Source organism: Alloalcanivorax marinus (assembly GCF_016785095.1).
Classification (GTDB): domain Bacteria; phylum Pseudomonadota; class Gammaproteobacteria; order Pseudomonadales; family Alcanivoracaceae; genus Alloalcanivorax; species Alloalcanivorax marinus_A.
The window spans coordinates 551677-566488 of record NZ_JAEKJB010000002.1 but is presented as its reverse complement, the minus strand read 5'-3'; the positions used below and the strand labels follow the sequence as shown (position 1 = coordinate 566488).

Sequence of the window (14812 nt, the reverse complement as noted above, 5' to 3'; positions counted from 1 at the left end):
ACTCGAGAGGTAGACGCCCAATATCAACGCCCCGGAAAATATTACCTAAAAACCCCCAATTCGGCTTGGTCAGCGGACTCTTGCCGGGTCACGGTCGGGCAATATCGCAAGCCCGCGCATTTGCGGCCCAGTTGATTCGGATTACTCGTAAGATGATATAAAAGGCAATAACGGACCGGCGTGAAATAGCTTCTATTTTCGGCAAAAACCTCTGCCCTCCCCTGATCCCCGGCGGGCGCACAACCAATCAAAGACATCCTTTAGCCAGCCTATAATAATTATGGCTTAGCATTATTAGAGATGGATCACAGAAGCGAAATGCGACCTTTTCGGGCAGGAGCCCGCTATGAAACAAAGCAGTCCGCTGATTTTTTGGAGACGACGGACTATGCGGGCAGCGCCTGGCAGGCGGCGGGCCCGCCACGCACAAGACGGAGGTTAGGGGGAGATCAGGGAACAGGTCAGCGCGGCAAGTATGAATGAGCTCGCGGTTCCTCTATAATACGCGCCGTCCCGGGCCCGCTGGCCCGTGCCGGGTTTCGCCATTGCTCGAAGGCTCCCCAACTTTCAGTCACTTACGTCCTCCCGAATTCTGGTTAGGAGATTGTTCATGAAAGCACCTGTACGCGTTGCTGTCACCGGCGCCGCTGGTCAAATCAGCTACTCCCTGCTGTTCCGGATCGCCTCCGGCGACATGCTCGGCAAGGACCAGCCGGTCATCCTGCAGCTGCTCGAAATCACCCCTGCCCTGGAAGCGCTGAAAGGCGTCGCCATGGAACTGGAAGATTGCGCCTTCCCGCTGGTTGCTGGCATCGTGCAGACCGACGACGCCAAGGTGGCCTTCAAGGATGCCGATTACGCGTTGCTGGTCGGCGCCCGTCCGCGTGGTCCGGGCATGGAGCGCAAGGACCTTCTGGAAGCCAACGCGGCGATCTTCTCCGCTCAGGGCCAGGCCATCAACGAGGTGGCCAGCCGTGGTATCAAGGTTCTGGTGGTCGGCAACCCGGCCAACACCAACGCCCTGATCGCCCAGCGCAACGCGCCGGACATCGATCCGCGCCAGTTCACCGCCATGACCCGTCTCGACCATAACCGCGCCATGGCGCAGCTGGGTGAGAAGCTGGGCAAGACCGTGAACGACATCAAGAAGATGACCATCTGGGGTAACCACTCCTCCACCCAGTACCCGGATCTGCACCACTGCGAAGTGGATGGCAAGAACGCCGCCGAGCAAGTGGACCGGAAGTGGTACGCGGAAGAGTACATCCCCACCGTGCAACAGCGCGGCGCGGCCATCATCAAGGCCCGTGGTGCTTCCTCCGCCGCCTCCGCCGCGAACGCCGCCGTCGACCACATGCGCTCCTGGGCGCTGGGCACCGACGAGGGCGACTGGGTGTCCATGGGCATCTACAGCGACGGTTCCTACGGCATTCAGGAAGGTCTGATCTACTCCTTCCCGTGTGTGTGCAAGAACGGCGACTGGGAAATCGTTCAGGGCCTGGAGGTCAACGACTTCTCCCGCGAGCGCATGACCGCCACCGAGACCGAGCTGGCCGAGGAACGCGACGCGGTGAAACACCTGCTGCCGTAACCTCGCCCGCCGTCTCCTGGCGGCGATCGGCGCATGAAAAAGGCTCCCCTCGGGGAGCCTTTTTTGGTTCGATGCTCAGATGCTCAGTAGCCGTCCATCTGGTACATGCCCGGGCTGTTCATGCCCTGGCTCATGGAGCCGATCATGGCGCCCATGCCCACGAAGCCGCCCACGAACAGAACCAGTAGCACCACCAGGGCGGCGATCACGCCGTTTCCATTGGGCGCCGGTTTCGGGCCGTATTTGTTGGCCACCTTGGAGCCGGGCACGAACAGCAGCATGATGGCGATCACGAAGTTGGCGATGGGCACGAACATCAGCAGAATCATCCAGCCGCTCATGTTCATGTCGTTAAGCCGGCGAATACCGTAAATGATGCTCATCACCATGGTGAAAATACTCACCGGCGCCATCACCAGCAGCATCAGGATAATAAAGATGCCACTGGGGCCACTGCCCGGTGAGGCGCTGCCGAAACCCACCCCCATGACCAGCCCCATGGCGAGGTAGGTGATCATGGTGAGCGCCATCACGTAAACGAAATAACGCGCCCGACCGAGACGGCCGGAGGTCTGGAACAACCTGGGCTGATAGTTTTCCTCGGAGCCGGCCCCCAGGCTGGCTTCCGGCGCTTGGTAAGGTTGATTCATCGGGTGATCCCCTGTTTGGTCGTTAAACATCGTGCCACCACCATCACGGTGACGTTGTCCTCGCCGGCGTCACCTGGCGCAGCACATCCCCGCGGCTTAGCAGTCCCACCAGCCGCGGCCCCTGGACCACCGGCAAGGTTCGCCGGTGATAACGCAAGAACAGTTCCGCCGCCTCCTGCACGGTGGCCGCCACCGGCACGCCATGCACTTCGCGGCTCATATAATCCACTACCCGCCCGCTGCCGGTGCCGTGGTAATCGGCGTCCAGGGCGGCCTTGAGCGCGTCCGCTTCGGAAAACATACCGATCAGCTCTCCGCGCTCATCCACTACCGGCGCGCCGGAAAGATTGCGCGTCAGCAGGGCCCGGGCGGCATCGCTTACCGTCGAGGAAGGAGACAGTGTGAAGGGGTCCGGTTTCATGCAATCCCTGACCGGATTGGCTCTCAACATGGCTTCGTCCCTTGAAGCGTCAAAGAAGGGACAGAAGCCTACCCATAATCGCGGCTTTTCACCACCCCGACCCGCACGCCCCAGTAACTGTCCCGGGGCGCGGTCCAGGCGGCCTGATGAAGACGCGCCAGCGCGTCGGCGTCCCGGGCCAGGGCATTGAGCTGACGGCGGTTGAGGCCGTCCGGGCCCTCCTTCATGCAGCGCTCCAGCCACTGCCGCCAGGCCTCGGCATCCACCGGGCGCCGGCGCCGGGCCAGCGCCCGGTGCACCCGGTTGAGGACCGGGTCCAGCACCGCCGCCTCGAAGGCGGTGAGGCGCACCGGGTTGAGCGGTCGCGGCGCGGCGATGGTATCCACCTGGGGGGAAAGCCGCTGTTCTTCCGGGGTGAGCAGCAGACGCCGGCGGCGCAGGCGTTCACCGATCGCCACCCGGCTGAGCAGTACCGAGGTGGGCGCGGCCAGAATCAGCGGCAGCGCCACCGGCAGGGACCAGAAGAAGAACATCGGGTCCAGCCGCAAAGCCAGGCCCGACCAGCCGATCGCCAGCAGGGTGCCCGGCGCCTGGCTGAGAAACGCCTGTCGCCAGCCGGTCTCATCGGTGCGGTTCTGGCCACCCCAGTGCAGGCGCACGTTGAACAGGGCTTCCAGCACGTAACGGCTGTGGGCAAGCATGCGAATCGGCGCCAGCAACATGGACACCAGCAATTCCAGGCATACCGACAAGAACAACCGCCAGGCGCCGCCGTGCTGGCGCCGCCGACCGGTGAGCAGCACATCCAGCACCGCCAGGAACTTGGGCACGAACAACAGAAACAGGGTGCTCAGCACCAATCCCACGGCCCAGTGCGGGTGCCACTCCGGCCACACCGGGAACATGCTGCCGCGCTGGTCGGGGAAGTAATCGATGGGCCACAACGTCAGCCGGGTGGCCTCGATGCTGGTCAGAATCAGAAAGACCAGCCAGATCGGCGACGACAGATAGGACAGAATGCCATTAAGGAACGCCATGCGATGGGCGAAACGCAGCCTGGGGGCGAAGAAGAACAACCAGGCGTGCTGCAGGTTGCCCTTGGCCCAACGCCGGTCGCGGGTCAGTTCGTCCACCAGGGTGGGCGGTGATTCCTCGTAGCTTTCGTCCAGCTCCGGCTCCATCCATACCTCATAGCCGGCCCGGCCCATGTAGGCGGCTTCCACGAAGTCGTGGCTCATGATCGGGCCATTGAACAGGCCGAACCCGCTGAGCCGGCGCAGACCGCAGTGACGCATGAACAGATCGGTGCGGATGATCGCGTTGTGGCCCCAGTAGGCGGCCTCGCCAAGTTGAATGCCGGCCAGACCGGCGGTGAACAAGGGACCGTACACCCGGTTGGCGAACTGCTGGAAGCGGGCGAAGGCGGAATGGGCGTTGATCAGCGACGGGCTGGTTTGCAGGATACCCACGCGCGGGGCCAGCTCCATGTGCCGCACCATGCGCGTAAGCGTATTGCCGCCCATCACGCTGTCCGCGTCGAGCACCACCATGTAGACGTAGTCGCGCCCCCAGCGGCGCAGAAAATCCGCCACGTTGCCACTTTTGAAGTTCAGATTGACCGGCCGGTGGCGGTAGAACAGCCGGCCATGCAGATCCTGTTCCTCGCACAGCCGATACCAGGCGCTGCGTTCGGCAAGCCACTGCTCGGCGTCACGGCTGTCGGAGAGAATGTAGAAATCGAAGTGGTCCAGCTCGCCGGTGGCGCGCAGGTCCTCGATGGTGGCGCGCAAACCGGCCAGGGTGCGGTCCACCGGCTCGTTGTACACCGGCATCACTACCGCGGTGCGCGCCAGAGGCGTGGCCGCCAGGGTGGCGGCGTCATGGTGGCGTACCAGGGAATAGCGGTCGCCGCCGCGCCGGCGCAGCCAGAACCCCAGCAAGGCGGTCCAGAAACCCACCGAGATCCAGGCGAACAACACCGCGAACAGGAACAGGATGCCCTTTTCCAGCAGGTTGCCACCGTGATAAGGCAGCACCGACTGCATGCCGTACAGGCCACCCACGGTCTGTGCCAGCACCAGCAGTATCAGTATTGTGCGGCGGGTGGCCGCCACCACCTTCCAGCGCGGCACGGTGGGTGCTTCGGGGTTCGCGTTCATGGCCAGGCTCATCGCCCCACGCCGTAACCGCCCACGCCATAGCCGATGGCACCACGGTGAATCGGCGGCGTGCCCAGCGGCTCCGGCGGCTCGGGCACCGCGAAACGCTCCGGCAGCGCCGACATCACCCGCTCCACCAGGCCATCCTCGCCCTGCTCCAGCATTTCGTCCACCAATCGCAGGGCGCGTCGGGTCAGCGCCGGGTCGGCATCCAGGCCGGCCAGACGCAGGTAGGCCAGCGCCCGGCCCAGGGCATCCTCGATCAGATTATCGCTCATCAGGATTCCGCTCCCAGAATGTCATTGTTGGCGGGAATCTCGTAGGACCAGGTTTCGCTTACCGCTTCATCACCGTTCTTGAGGAAGGCACGCAGGGCCAGTGGCCGTTCCGGCGCTGGCTTGGCCAGGATCGAGATACGCCAGCGATTCACCGGTGACAGGTACTCCACGAAGTGCTCGATCACCTCGCCGTTGCCCTCGGCGGTCACCGCGCTGGTCACCGGGGCGTCACCGGACAGATCGCCGAGCGGCCCACCGGCGAAATCCACCACCACCCGGTAGGCGCCTTCCACGTTACCGCCGCCGGCGCGGTTACCGTCGCCGACGAAGGTCTTCACGGCGCTGGCCCGCTGGCTGCCGCTGATCGACGGATCACCGAACTTGAGGCGGTAGTCGTAGGCCAGGGCCTGGCCCTTGCGGGCCGGTTCGGACGGGGTCCAGAAGGCGACGATGTTGTCGTTGTTTTCGTTGCTGGACGGCAACTGCACCAGGGACATGCGGCCCTTGCCCCATTCTCCCTTGGGAGCCACCCAGGCGCTTGGTCGCTGGTGATAATGGGCGGCGAAATCCTGGAAATCATCGAAACGGGTCTGGCGCTGCATGAGCCCGAAACCACCGGTTTTCTCGGCGCTGAAGTAATCGATCTTCAGATTCTTGGGGTTGAGCAGTGGCCGCCACAGCCATTCGCCGCTGCCGCCGTCGTGCATCAGAAGGCCGTCGGAATCGTGTACCCGGGGGCGCCACTCGCCCACTGGCCGGGCGGTGTTGCCACCGTAAAAGAACATGGAGGTGAGCGGCGCGATGCCCAGTTTCTCGATGTCCTCGCGCAGGAACAGCCGGGACTTCACGTCCATGATCGCGGCGTCACCGACACGCACGTCGAACTGGTAGGCACCGGTGAGGGCGCGGCCGTCCAGCAGGGCGTAGAAGGTCATGGTGTCGGCCTTGGCGGTCGGCCGCACCAGCCAGAATTCGGTGAACGAGGGAAACTGCTCACCGGATGGCAAGCCGGTGTTCACGGCGATGCCCCGGGCGGACAGCCCGAAGTGGCCGTCCTTGCCGACGGCGCGGAAATAACTGGCGCCGGCGAACACCAGGAAAGGATCGCGGCTGTTCTCGCCGTGCAACGGATAGGTAAGCTGAAAGCCCGCGTAGCCAAGGTCCGCCGGCACTCGCCGTGCCAGTTCCTCGCTGGTGTAGTTGAAATCGGTTTTGTCGTAGGGCACGTCGTGCACGCCCTCCGCGTCCACCTGGTGGAGCTTGACGGCGTGCTTGAAATACAGCCCCGGCGAGACCAGTCGCACCTGAAAACGCGAGCCGCTTTCATGCCACAGGGTGCGCTCCGGCTTGAAGCGGATGCCCTGGTATTGCTCGTGGTTGAGTTCCTGCAGGAAGGATGGAATCGGCGTCGGCGCCCGGTAGGGCTCCCCGGCTTGCTCCCTGGCGCGGTCGATGACGTCCTGGAAACCAAAGCCCTGGGCCGCCAACGGCCAGCAGACCAGCACCATGATCAGCACCGGCCAGCAACGAAAACGCTCCATGTACTACCACCCCTTCAACGGAACAACGCAAGAATCGACGAAGATGTTGCGCTACATCCTATACGGCGGACCACCGACTGGCTCGCGTCGGCACGGAACGAACTATAAATTTTCGCAAAACGTGGGTGGTGCCGCTCAAAGCAGCGAACGGGGCGCCACGATCACGCCATTGTTGTCGGCGTAGACGTATTCGCCGGGGCGGAAGCTGACCCCGCCGAAGGTAACATCGATATTAAGCTGGCCCTCGTCGCGGCGCACCGATTTGATCGGCACGCAACCCAGGGTCATGACGCCAATGTCCAGCTTGGCCAGTTCATCCACGTCCCGACAGGCACCGTTGATGATCACCCCTTCCCAGCCGTTCTTGACCGCGTTTTCGGCGATCATGTCGCCGATCAGTGCGTTGCGCAGGCTGCCGCCGCCGTCCACCACCAGCACCTTGCCCTTGCCGTCGGTGCCCAGATGCTCCTTGACCCGGGAATTGTCCTCGAAGCATTTCACGGTGACGATCTCACCGCCAAAGGCACTCCGCCCGCCGTAGCTGAACCAGTTCAGGCCGGTGACCACGGATACGATGTCGGCGTTGTCGTCGCACAGATCACAGGTGACGAAAGTCATTGTCTCTCCATTGTTTGCATTGTCCGGGGGTGAACTCCTTCGCGCTCAGGAGGCCGAGCGCAAACATTTGTCGCGGAACTTGCCGGCGTAGACGATGAAATCCCGGAACCGCACCCGGTAGGTGCCGGTGTCCGGGCCCATCAACGCCATGCCGATCAGCGCCTCGGCGACCCGTTCGCCGCTCACCGGCAGCCAGTGGGCGTCGGTCCAGCGGGTGATCGGGTCGATGATCTTGGAAAAACGAATGCCGAACGCCTCCACCGGGCGCGGCACTTCCCGCTCACCGAGTAGCAGCGACGGCTGGAACAGGGCCAGCAACGGCAGTTTGAGGTCCTTGAGCTCGCGCTCCAGTTGTCCCTTGGTACGCGCGTAGAAAAATGGCGAGTGGGCGTTGGCGTTGACCGCCGACACCAGCAGGAAGCGCTGCACGCCGGCGTCCCGGGCCAGCCGGCCGACGGTGATCACCAGCTCCAGATCCACGCGCCGGAAAGCATCCTTGGAACCGGCCTGCTTGAGCGTGGTACCGATGGCGCAGAACACGTCGTCCACGGCGAAGAAGTCCGCCTGCGCTTCGATGTCCGCCGGGTCGATGACCCTTTCCACCAGTTTGGGGTGCTCGACCCCGGTGGCGCGCCGGGTGAGTACCCGGATTTCGTCATACTCGTCGCAATCCAGCAGCAGTCGCAGGCAGTGTCCGCCCACCAATCCAGTGGCGCCCAGCAGCAAGGCCCTTCGGCTCATGGCGTCATCCTCTTGTTATTCGCTGTCCTGTTCCCCTCCGGCGTCGTCCTCGTCCTTCGAAAGCCAACGCCGCAGAACGGTTTCCAGTTCCTGAAGATGCACGGGTTTGGCGAGAAAGTCATCCATGCCGGCGGCCAGGCAACGCGCCTGCACCCCTTCGGCGGTATTGGCGGTGATGGCGATCACCGGCGTGCGCGGGCTTTCCTCGGCCTGCTCCCGCTCGCGCAATACCCGGGTGGCTTCGAAGCCGTCCAGGTCCGGCATCATGCAGTCCATCAGGATCAGATCGAAGGTCTCCTGCTCCAGCAGCGCGAGAGCGGTTTCCGCGTTATTAACGGTCTTCACCTGGTAACCGAGCTTGCCCAACATGCCCCGGGTAACCAGTTGGTTAACCTCGTTGTCCTCCACCAGCAGCAGGCGGAACAGCTTGCGACGCTGACGCTCCTCCGGGGTCTCCGTGGGCAGATCCTGTACCGGCGCCGGACGGCGGATGCCGAGCACCCGGCCCAGGGCGATGCGCAGCCCGGAGCGATGCACCGGCCGCACCAGGGTCACCAGGCCATGCTTGTCCACCAGACGCTGGATGGTCGGCTGGCCACGCTCCTCGATGGTGCACATCAGCATCAGCTTCACCGGTCGCAAGCTGGGGTCTTCCAGCACGTTGCGGCACAGATTCAGCGCCAGCTCACGGCGGTCGTGGGTATCCACCAGCAACAGGTCGAACTCCGCCTGCTCGCGGTGACCGGCGCGCAGCGCCTGCAAGGCATGATCGTAATCCCGCGCCCCCTGGCACTGGCTGCCCAGTGCCTCGAACTCTTCCTGCAGGGCGGCCAGGGAGCCGCCGCCGGCGCCCACCACCAGCCCCTGAACTTGGGCCATGGCGGCGGCCAGTTTGGTGGATTCGCTCATGTCCGCCTGCATGCCCAGCCGCACCGTGAACCAGAAGGTGGAGCCCTCCCCTTCCACGCTTTCGGCGCCAATATGGCCGCCCATGGCCTCGATCAGCCCCTTGCACACCAGCAGGCCGAAGCCCGCGTGACGAACCGCGAAGGCGTCCTGGGCGCCATCCAGGAACTGGTCCTCGAACAGGTGCTTGAGGGTGTCGGTGTCCATGCCGGCCCCCTGGTCACTGACCCGCACCCGCAACACGCCATCGTTTTCCCCCTCGGCGGTGAAATCCACGTCCACCCGGATTTCGCCCCGTTCGCTGAATTTCACCGCGTTGCTGAGCAGGTTGGTGAGCACCTGCATGAGCCGGTCGCGGTCGCCACGTACCCGCTTGGGCAACAAGCGATCCACCACGGCGGCCAGCTCCAGGCCCTTGCTCTGAGCCATCGGCCCGAACGCCTCGAGAATCTGTTCCAGCGCCAAACGCAGATCAAAGTAATCCGGGCTCAGGGTGATGCGGCCGGTGAGAATGCGTGAATAATCCAGCACGTCGTCGATCAGGGTGATCATCAGCTTGCCGCTCTGCCCGGCCACCTGCAGGTATTCCTGCTGTTCATCATCCAGGCGGGTGTCTTCCAGTAGCGACATCATGCCCATCACCGAATTCATCGGCGTGCGCAGTTCATGGGCCAGCCGGTACACCAGACTGAGCTGAATGTCGGTGCTGGCCGGCAGCTCCCGGCGCCGCTCCACGCCCCCACCACGGCGTTCCCGGGTCACGGCGTGCCAGAACAGCTCGTACTGGCCGCGATAAAGCCGGAACAGGTAGAAGGTATAGGCCGCCACCAGCATCGCCAGCAGCCACTCACGCAGGCCGCCACCCAACACCAGAGCGATGATCACCGGCAGGAACATCAGCACGATATAGACCTGCCGCACCCGCAGCCCCGCCATCCAGGAACTGCCCAGGGCGGTGGTCACGCCGACGTTGTAGAGAATCACCACGAAGAAATTGAAGCCGGTGCCCACGCGCCACACCAGCCAGGCCGGCAGCAGCCCCCACACCAGAGCGTGCAGAATCAGGCCGAGCGCGAACAGCCTCCGCCAGCGCGCCGGCCCGGCGCCATACAGGGCATCGAAGCGCGCCACCAGCCACAGGCGGAAAGCGGTCACCACCACCACCGCGCCACCGGCGATCAGCGCCTCCAGCTGGAACGCCTCGTAAACGCGGCCCCAGGCAATCACCAGCGCGTAAACCACAAGGGCCGCCAACACCCCCATCAGGGAATTCTTGGCGGCCCCGAAATCCACTCTTTTGAGGACCTTGCGATCTTTTCTGTAAATCACCGTCCCACACCCTCGGAACCAGCGGGCGCTAAAGGTAACACCCCCCAACCGCCCAGGCTACCGCATCGCGGCTGGCGACCGAGCCAGACCGACCGCCGTGCCACCCCCAATCGCGGCTAAAGCCGCTCCTACCCCCCAAGGGGAAGGTTACCCCGGGAGTGCCGTTGCGGGTGCCGGCGGGCCGGACCGTTGGAGGCAGGGATGCCGGAAACGAGCTACATGGACGTACTTGCCGCGTGTCCGGCCCGCCGGCACCCGCAACGGCACGGTCCCATCCATAACCGCCACTTTACGTTAACGTAAACTTCCCCTAATCTCCGACCCCATGGAAACTCAAAAGACCTACACCATCGGCGAGCTGGCCCGTGCCTTCGACGTCACTACGCGCACCATCCGCTTCTACGAGGATCAGGGCCTGCTGAGCCCGGAGCGTCGCGGCCAGACCCGAATCTATTCGACGGCGGACCGCACCACGCTGAAGCTGATCCTGCGCGGCAAGCGGCTGGGCTTCTCCCTGGCCGAATCCCGGGACCTGATTCGCATGTACCGGCCCACCGAGGACAACCGCGATCAGCTGATGGCCCTGATCGGCAAGATCAACGAAAAACGCGCCCAGCTCGAACAACAACTCACCGACATCCGGATCCTGCAAGGGGAACTGGAGGACGCCGAGGCCCGTGCCCGGCAAGCAATGGAAAACCTGGAGAACGATCATGTTTAACGGCGGCCTGGACTTTCAACTGGACGATACCCTGGAGGCCCTGCGCGACAGCGCCCGCGCCTTCGCCCGCAACGAAATCGCGCCCCTCGCCGAGCAGGTGGACCGGGACAACCAGTTCCCCAATGACCTGTGGAAAAAACTCGGCGACCTGGGCGTGCTCGGTATCACCGTGGGCGAGGAATACGGCGGCGCCGGCCTGGGCTACCTGGCCCACACCCTGGTAATGGAGGAAATCTCCCGGGCCTCCGCCTCCGTGGGGCTTTCCTACGGCGCCCATTCCAACCTGTGCGTGAATCAGATCTGGCTGAACGGCAACGACGCCCAGCGCGCCCGTTACCTGCCCGGCCTGGTCAGCGGCGAGCACATCGGCGCCCTGGCCATGAGCGAGCCCGGCGCCGGCTCCGACGTGGTGAGCATGCGCCTGCGCGCCGACAAGAAAGGCGACCGCTATGTGCTCAACGGCAACAAGATGTGGATCACCAACGGTCCGGACGCCCACACCTACGTGATCTATGCCAAGACCGACGCGGACGCCGGCCCACGCGGCATCACCGCTTTCCTGGTGGAACGGGATTTCCCCGGCTTCTCTCGGGCCCAGAAGCTGGACAAGCTGGGCATGCGCGGCTCCAACACCTGTGAGCTGGTGTTCGAGGACTGCGAGGTACCGGAGGAAAACGTGCTGGGCCGGGTCGGCGAAGGGGTCAAGGTGCTGATGAGCGGCCTGGACTATGAGCGCACCGTGCTCGCCGGCGGCTGCACCGGCATCATGCAGGCCTGTCTGGACGTGGTGCTGCCCTATGTGCACGAGCGCAAGCAGTTCGGCAAGGCCATCGGTGAGTTCCAGTTGATGCAGGGCAAGATCGCCGACATGTACGTGACCATCAACGCCAGCCGCAGCTACCTCTACCAGGTGGCGCGTAACTGCGACACCGGCCGCACCACCCGCATGGACGCCGCCGGCGCCATCCTCTATTGCGCCGAGAACGCCACGCAAATGGCCCTGGACGCGATCCAGTGCCTGGGCGGCAACGGCTACATCAACGACTACCCCACCGGCCGCCTGCTGCGCGATGCCAAGCTTTATGAAATCGGCGCCGGGACCAGCGAAATCCGCCGTATGTTGATCGGTCGGGAGTTGTTCAATGAAACCCGCTAACACGCACCACGCTTCACGCTGGCACGCCGCCCGTAGCGTGGTGCGTGCCAGCGTGAAGCGTGTAAGCGAGGCGTAGCCATGCCAAAAATCATCAGCCAACTCAACAAAAGCACCCCGGAATACGCCGAGTACCGGGACCATAACCTGGCCCTGCGCGAGCAACTCCGGGAAAAACTGGACCGGGTCGCCGCCGGCGGTGGCGAAGCCGCCGAACGGCGCCTACGCGAACGGGGCAAGCTGCCGGTCCGCGAGCGTATCCAGCACCTGCTGGACCCGGGCTCGCCGTTCCTGGAGCTGTCGGCGCTGGCCGCCGACGGCGTCTACCCCGGCGAGGACGTGCCCGCCGCCGGCTGCGTGGGCGGCATCGGCCGGGTGGCCGGCGTGGAATGCATGATCGTCGCCAACGACCCCACCGTGAAAGGCGGCAGCTACTATCCGCTCACGGTAAAGAAACACCTGCGCTGCCAGGCGGTGGCCGCGGAAAACAATCTGCCCTGTATCTACCTGGTGGATTCCGGCGGCGCCAACCTGCCCCGCCAGGATGAGGTATTCCCGGACCGGGAACACTTCGGTCGCATCTTCTTCAATATGGCCAATCTGTCCGCCCGGGGGATTCCCCAGATCAGCGTGGTGCTCGGCTCCTGCACCGCCGGCGGCGCCTACGTACCGGCCATGGCCGATGAGGTGATCATGGTGCGCGAGCATTCCACCGTGTTCCTGGCCGGCCCGCCGCTGGTCAAGGCGGCCACCGGCGAGGAGGTCACCGCCGAGGAACTGGGTGGCGCCGCGCTGCATGGGGAGCAGTCCGGCGTGGCCGACCACCTGGCCGACGACGAGCCCCACGCCCTGGACCTGGCGCGCCGCTGTATCGACCGGCTCAACCGACGCAAGCCCGAGCAGCTCGACGTGCGCCCGGCCCGACCGCCGGCCTACGACGCCGACGAGCTGTACGGCCTGATTCCGCCCACCACCCGTTCGCCGATGCCGGCCCGGGAACTGATCGCGCGCATCGTCGACGACTCCGACCTGGACGAGTTCAAGGCCAACTACGGCACCACGCTGGTCACCGGCTTCGCCCGCATCCACGGTTTCCCGGTGGGCATTCTGGCCAACGACGGCGTGCTCTATTCCGAATCGTCCCTCAAGGGCGCTCACTTCGTGGAGCTGTGCAACCAGCGCGGCATTCCGCTGCTGTTCCTGCAGAACATCACCGGCTTCATGGTGGGCAAGAAGTACGAGGCCGAGGGCATCGCCAAGCACGGCGCCAAACTGGTCAACGCGGTGGCCTGCGCCGCCGTGCCTAAATTCACGGTGATCACGGGCGGCAGCTTCGGCGCCGGCAACTACGGCATGTGCGGTCGCGCCTACGACCCGCGCTTCCTGTTCATGTGGCCCAACGCGCGCATCTCGGTGATGGGCGGCGAGCAGGCCGCCAGCGTGCTCACCCAGGTGAAGGCCGCCGCCCTGAAGAAGAAAGGCGAGCACTGGGACGAGGACGAGGCGCGCCGTTTCCAGGCGGACATGACCGAGCAATACGAAACCATGGCGCAACCGTGGTACGCCAGCGCGCGGCTGTGGGACGACGGCGTTATCGACCCGGCGGACACCCGCGACGTGCTTGGCCTGGCGATCTCCGCCAGCCTTAACGCCCCCATCGGCGAAACCCGCTACGGCGTGTTTCGGATGTGAGTAACGCCAGACGCTGGACGCTGGACGCTGGACGCCGGACGCTTAAACCGAGCCTTGAAAGGATGACGTGTTCCCTGCCAGTTCAGAACAACCCGTCAGAAAACACGTCACACCTGGGCGCCCAGGGTTAAGCGTCCAGCGTCAGGCGTCAGGCGTCAGGCGTCAGGCGTCCGGCGTCTGACCTCCAGCGACCAACAACAGGAGCAACCCATGAGCATAACAAGCACCAATACGGGCCTGGTTACGCACATCACCCTCAACCGGCCGGACAAACGTAATGCTTTTGACGACACCATCATCGAAGCGCTGATCGAAGCGTTCCAGCGGGCCGGCGACGAGGAAAGCACCCGGGTGATCCTGCTGGACGCCGCCGGCAAGCACTTTTCCGCCGGCGCCGACCTCAACTGGATGCGCGCCATGGGCGAGTTGGACGCGGACCAGAACCGCGCCGACGCACGCCGGCTGGCGGCGCTGATGAGCGCCATCGACGGCGCCGCCAAGCCGGTCATCGCCCGGGTCCAGGGGGCCGCCTTCGGCGGCGCCCTGGGGCTGATCTGCGCCGCCGACATCGCGGTGGCCGCCGACGACGCCCGCTTCTGCCTCAGTGAGGTGAAGCTCGGCATTCTGCCGGCCGTCATCGCCCCTTACGTGGTGCGCGCCATGGGGCCACGGCAGGCGCGCCGCTATTTCATGACCGCCGAGGTGATCGACGCCCCCCGCGCCGGGCAATTGGGGCTGGTCCATGAAGTGGTGCCGGCGGTGGATCTCGACACCACCGTGGAACGGCTGATCGCCGCCCTGCTGAACGGCGCGCCTGGCGCCCAGCAACGCGCCCGGGAACTGGTGCACCGTGCCGACGGCAGCGCCGTGGACCCGGCCGTGGTGGACTACACCGCCGACCTGATCGCCGAGCTGCGCACCGGGGCCGAAGGTCAGGAGGGCCTGAGCGCCTTCCTGGAAAAACGCGCCCCGAACTGGATCGACGAATAGCCGCCCACACAGAAAGGAACAA

At 64.7% G+C, this 14812-nt stretch carries 13 protein-coding genes; 5 read left to right on the top strand and 8 right to left on the bottom strand.

What is annotated here, in order from left to right:
• The first annotated feature begins 610 nt into the window (after positions 1-610).
• Positions 611-1591 (top strand): malate dehydrogenase, encoded by a 981-nt coding sequence (locus tag JF515_RS04310; protein ID WP_203101337.1) that lies wholly within the window; start codon positions 611-613, stop codon positions 1589-1591.
• Between the two features lie 83 nt (positions 1592-1674).
• On the opposite strand, the gene JF515_RS04305 is transcribed toward JF515_RS04310, so the two are convergent.
• The 8 genes from JF515_RS04305 to JF515_RS04270 all read right to left on the bottom strand — a co-directional run bounded on the left by JF515_RS04305 (position 1675) and on the right by JF515_RS04270 (position 10234).
• Positions 1675-2241 carry a DUF805 domain-containing protein gene (locus JF515_RS04305; RefSeq protein WP_203101335.1) on the bottom strand — a complete coding sequence of 189 codons (567 nt, stop codon included), beginning with the start codon at positions 2239-2241 and terminating at the stop codon, positions 1675-1677.
• Between the two features lie 43 nt (positions 2242-2284).
• On the bottom strand, positions 2285-2662 hold the full coding sequence (locus JF515_RS04300; protein WP_203101333.1) for a CBS domain-containing protein: 378 nt from the start codon (positions 2660-2662) through the stop codon (positions 2285-2287).
• A 68-nt stretch (positions 2663-2730) separates the two neighbouring features.
• Positions 2731-4821 (bottom strand): glucans biosynthesis glucosyltransferase MdoH, encoded by a 2091-nt coding sequence (mdoH, locus tag JF515_RS04295; protein ID WP_203101331.1) that lies wholly within the window; start codon positions 4819-4821, stop codon positions 2731-2733.
• Between the two features lie 8 nt (positions 4822-4829).
• Positions 4830-5099, bottom strand: a complete 270-nt coding sequence (locus JF515_RS04290; protein WP_203101329.1) for a hypothetical protein — start codon at positions 5097-5099, stop codon at positions 4830-4832.
• Positions 5099-6640 (bottom strand): glucan biosynthesis protein, encoded by a 1542-nt coding sequence (locus JF515_RS04285; protein WP_238400827.1) that lies wholly within the window; start codon positions 6638-6640, stop codon positions 5099-5101. The genes JF515_RS04290 and JF515_RS04285 overlap by 1 nt, the downstream gene beginning before the upstream one ends.
• 135 nt (positions 6641-6775) lie before the next feature.
• Positions 6776-7258, bottom strand: coding sequence for a ribonuclease E activity regulator RraA (gene rraA, locus JF515_RS04280; protein ID WP_203101327.1), 483 nt, complete (start codon positions 7256-7258; stop codon positions 6776-6778).
• A gap of 45 nt (positions 7259-7303) precedes the next feature.
• On the bottom strand, positions 7304-7999 hold the full coding sequence (locus tag JF515_RS04275) for an NAD(P)H-binding protein (protein ID WP_203101326.1): 696 nt from the start codon (positions 7997-7999) through the stop codon (positions 7304-7306).
• A 15-nt stretch (positions 8000-8014) separates the two neighbouring features.
• The gene (locus tag JF515_RS04270) at positions 8015-10234 is read right to left on the bottom strand and encodes a response regulator (protein ID WP_338015167.1); all 2220 of its coding nucleotides are present in this window, start codon (positions 10232-10234) and stop codon (positions 8015-8017) included.
• A 325-nt stretch (positions 10235-10559) separates the two neighbouring features.
• Here JF515_RS04270 and JF515_RS04265 point away from each other — a divergent pair, with 325 nt between their 5' ends.
• The 4 genes from JF515_RS04265 (at position 10560) to JF515_RS04250 (ending at position 14790) form a co-directional block, all read left to right on the top strand.
• Positions 10560-10955, top strand: a complete 396-nt coding sequence (locus JF515_RS04265) for a MerR family transcriptional regulator (RefSeq protein ID WP_203101318.1) — start codon at positions 10560-10562, stop codon at positions 10953-10955.
• The gene (locus JF515_RS04260; RefSeq protein ID WP_203101317.1) at positions 10948-12111 is read left to right on the top strand and encodes an isovaleryl-CoA dehydrogenase; all 1164 of its coding nucleotides are present in this window, start codon (positions 10948-10950) and stop codon (positions 12109-12111) included. The genes JF515_RS04265 and JF515_RS04260 overlap by 8 nt, the downstream gene beginning before the upstream one ends.
• A 78-nt stretch (positions 12112-12189) precedes the next feature.
• The gene (locus tag JF515_RS04255) at positions 12190-13800 is read left to right on the top strand and encodes a carboxyl transferase domain-containing protein (protein WP_203101316.1); all 1611 of its coding nucleotides are present in this window, start codon (positions 12190-12192) and stop codon (positions 13798-13800) included.
• 210 nt (positions 13801-14010) lie between these two features.
• On the top strand, positions 14011-14790 hold the full coding sequence (locus JF515_RS04250; protein WP_203101315.1) for an enoyl-CoA hydratase-related protein: 780 nt from the start codon (positions 14011-14013) through the stop codon (positions 14788-14790).
• Positions 14791-14812: the final 22 nt, after the last annotated feature.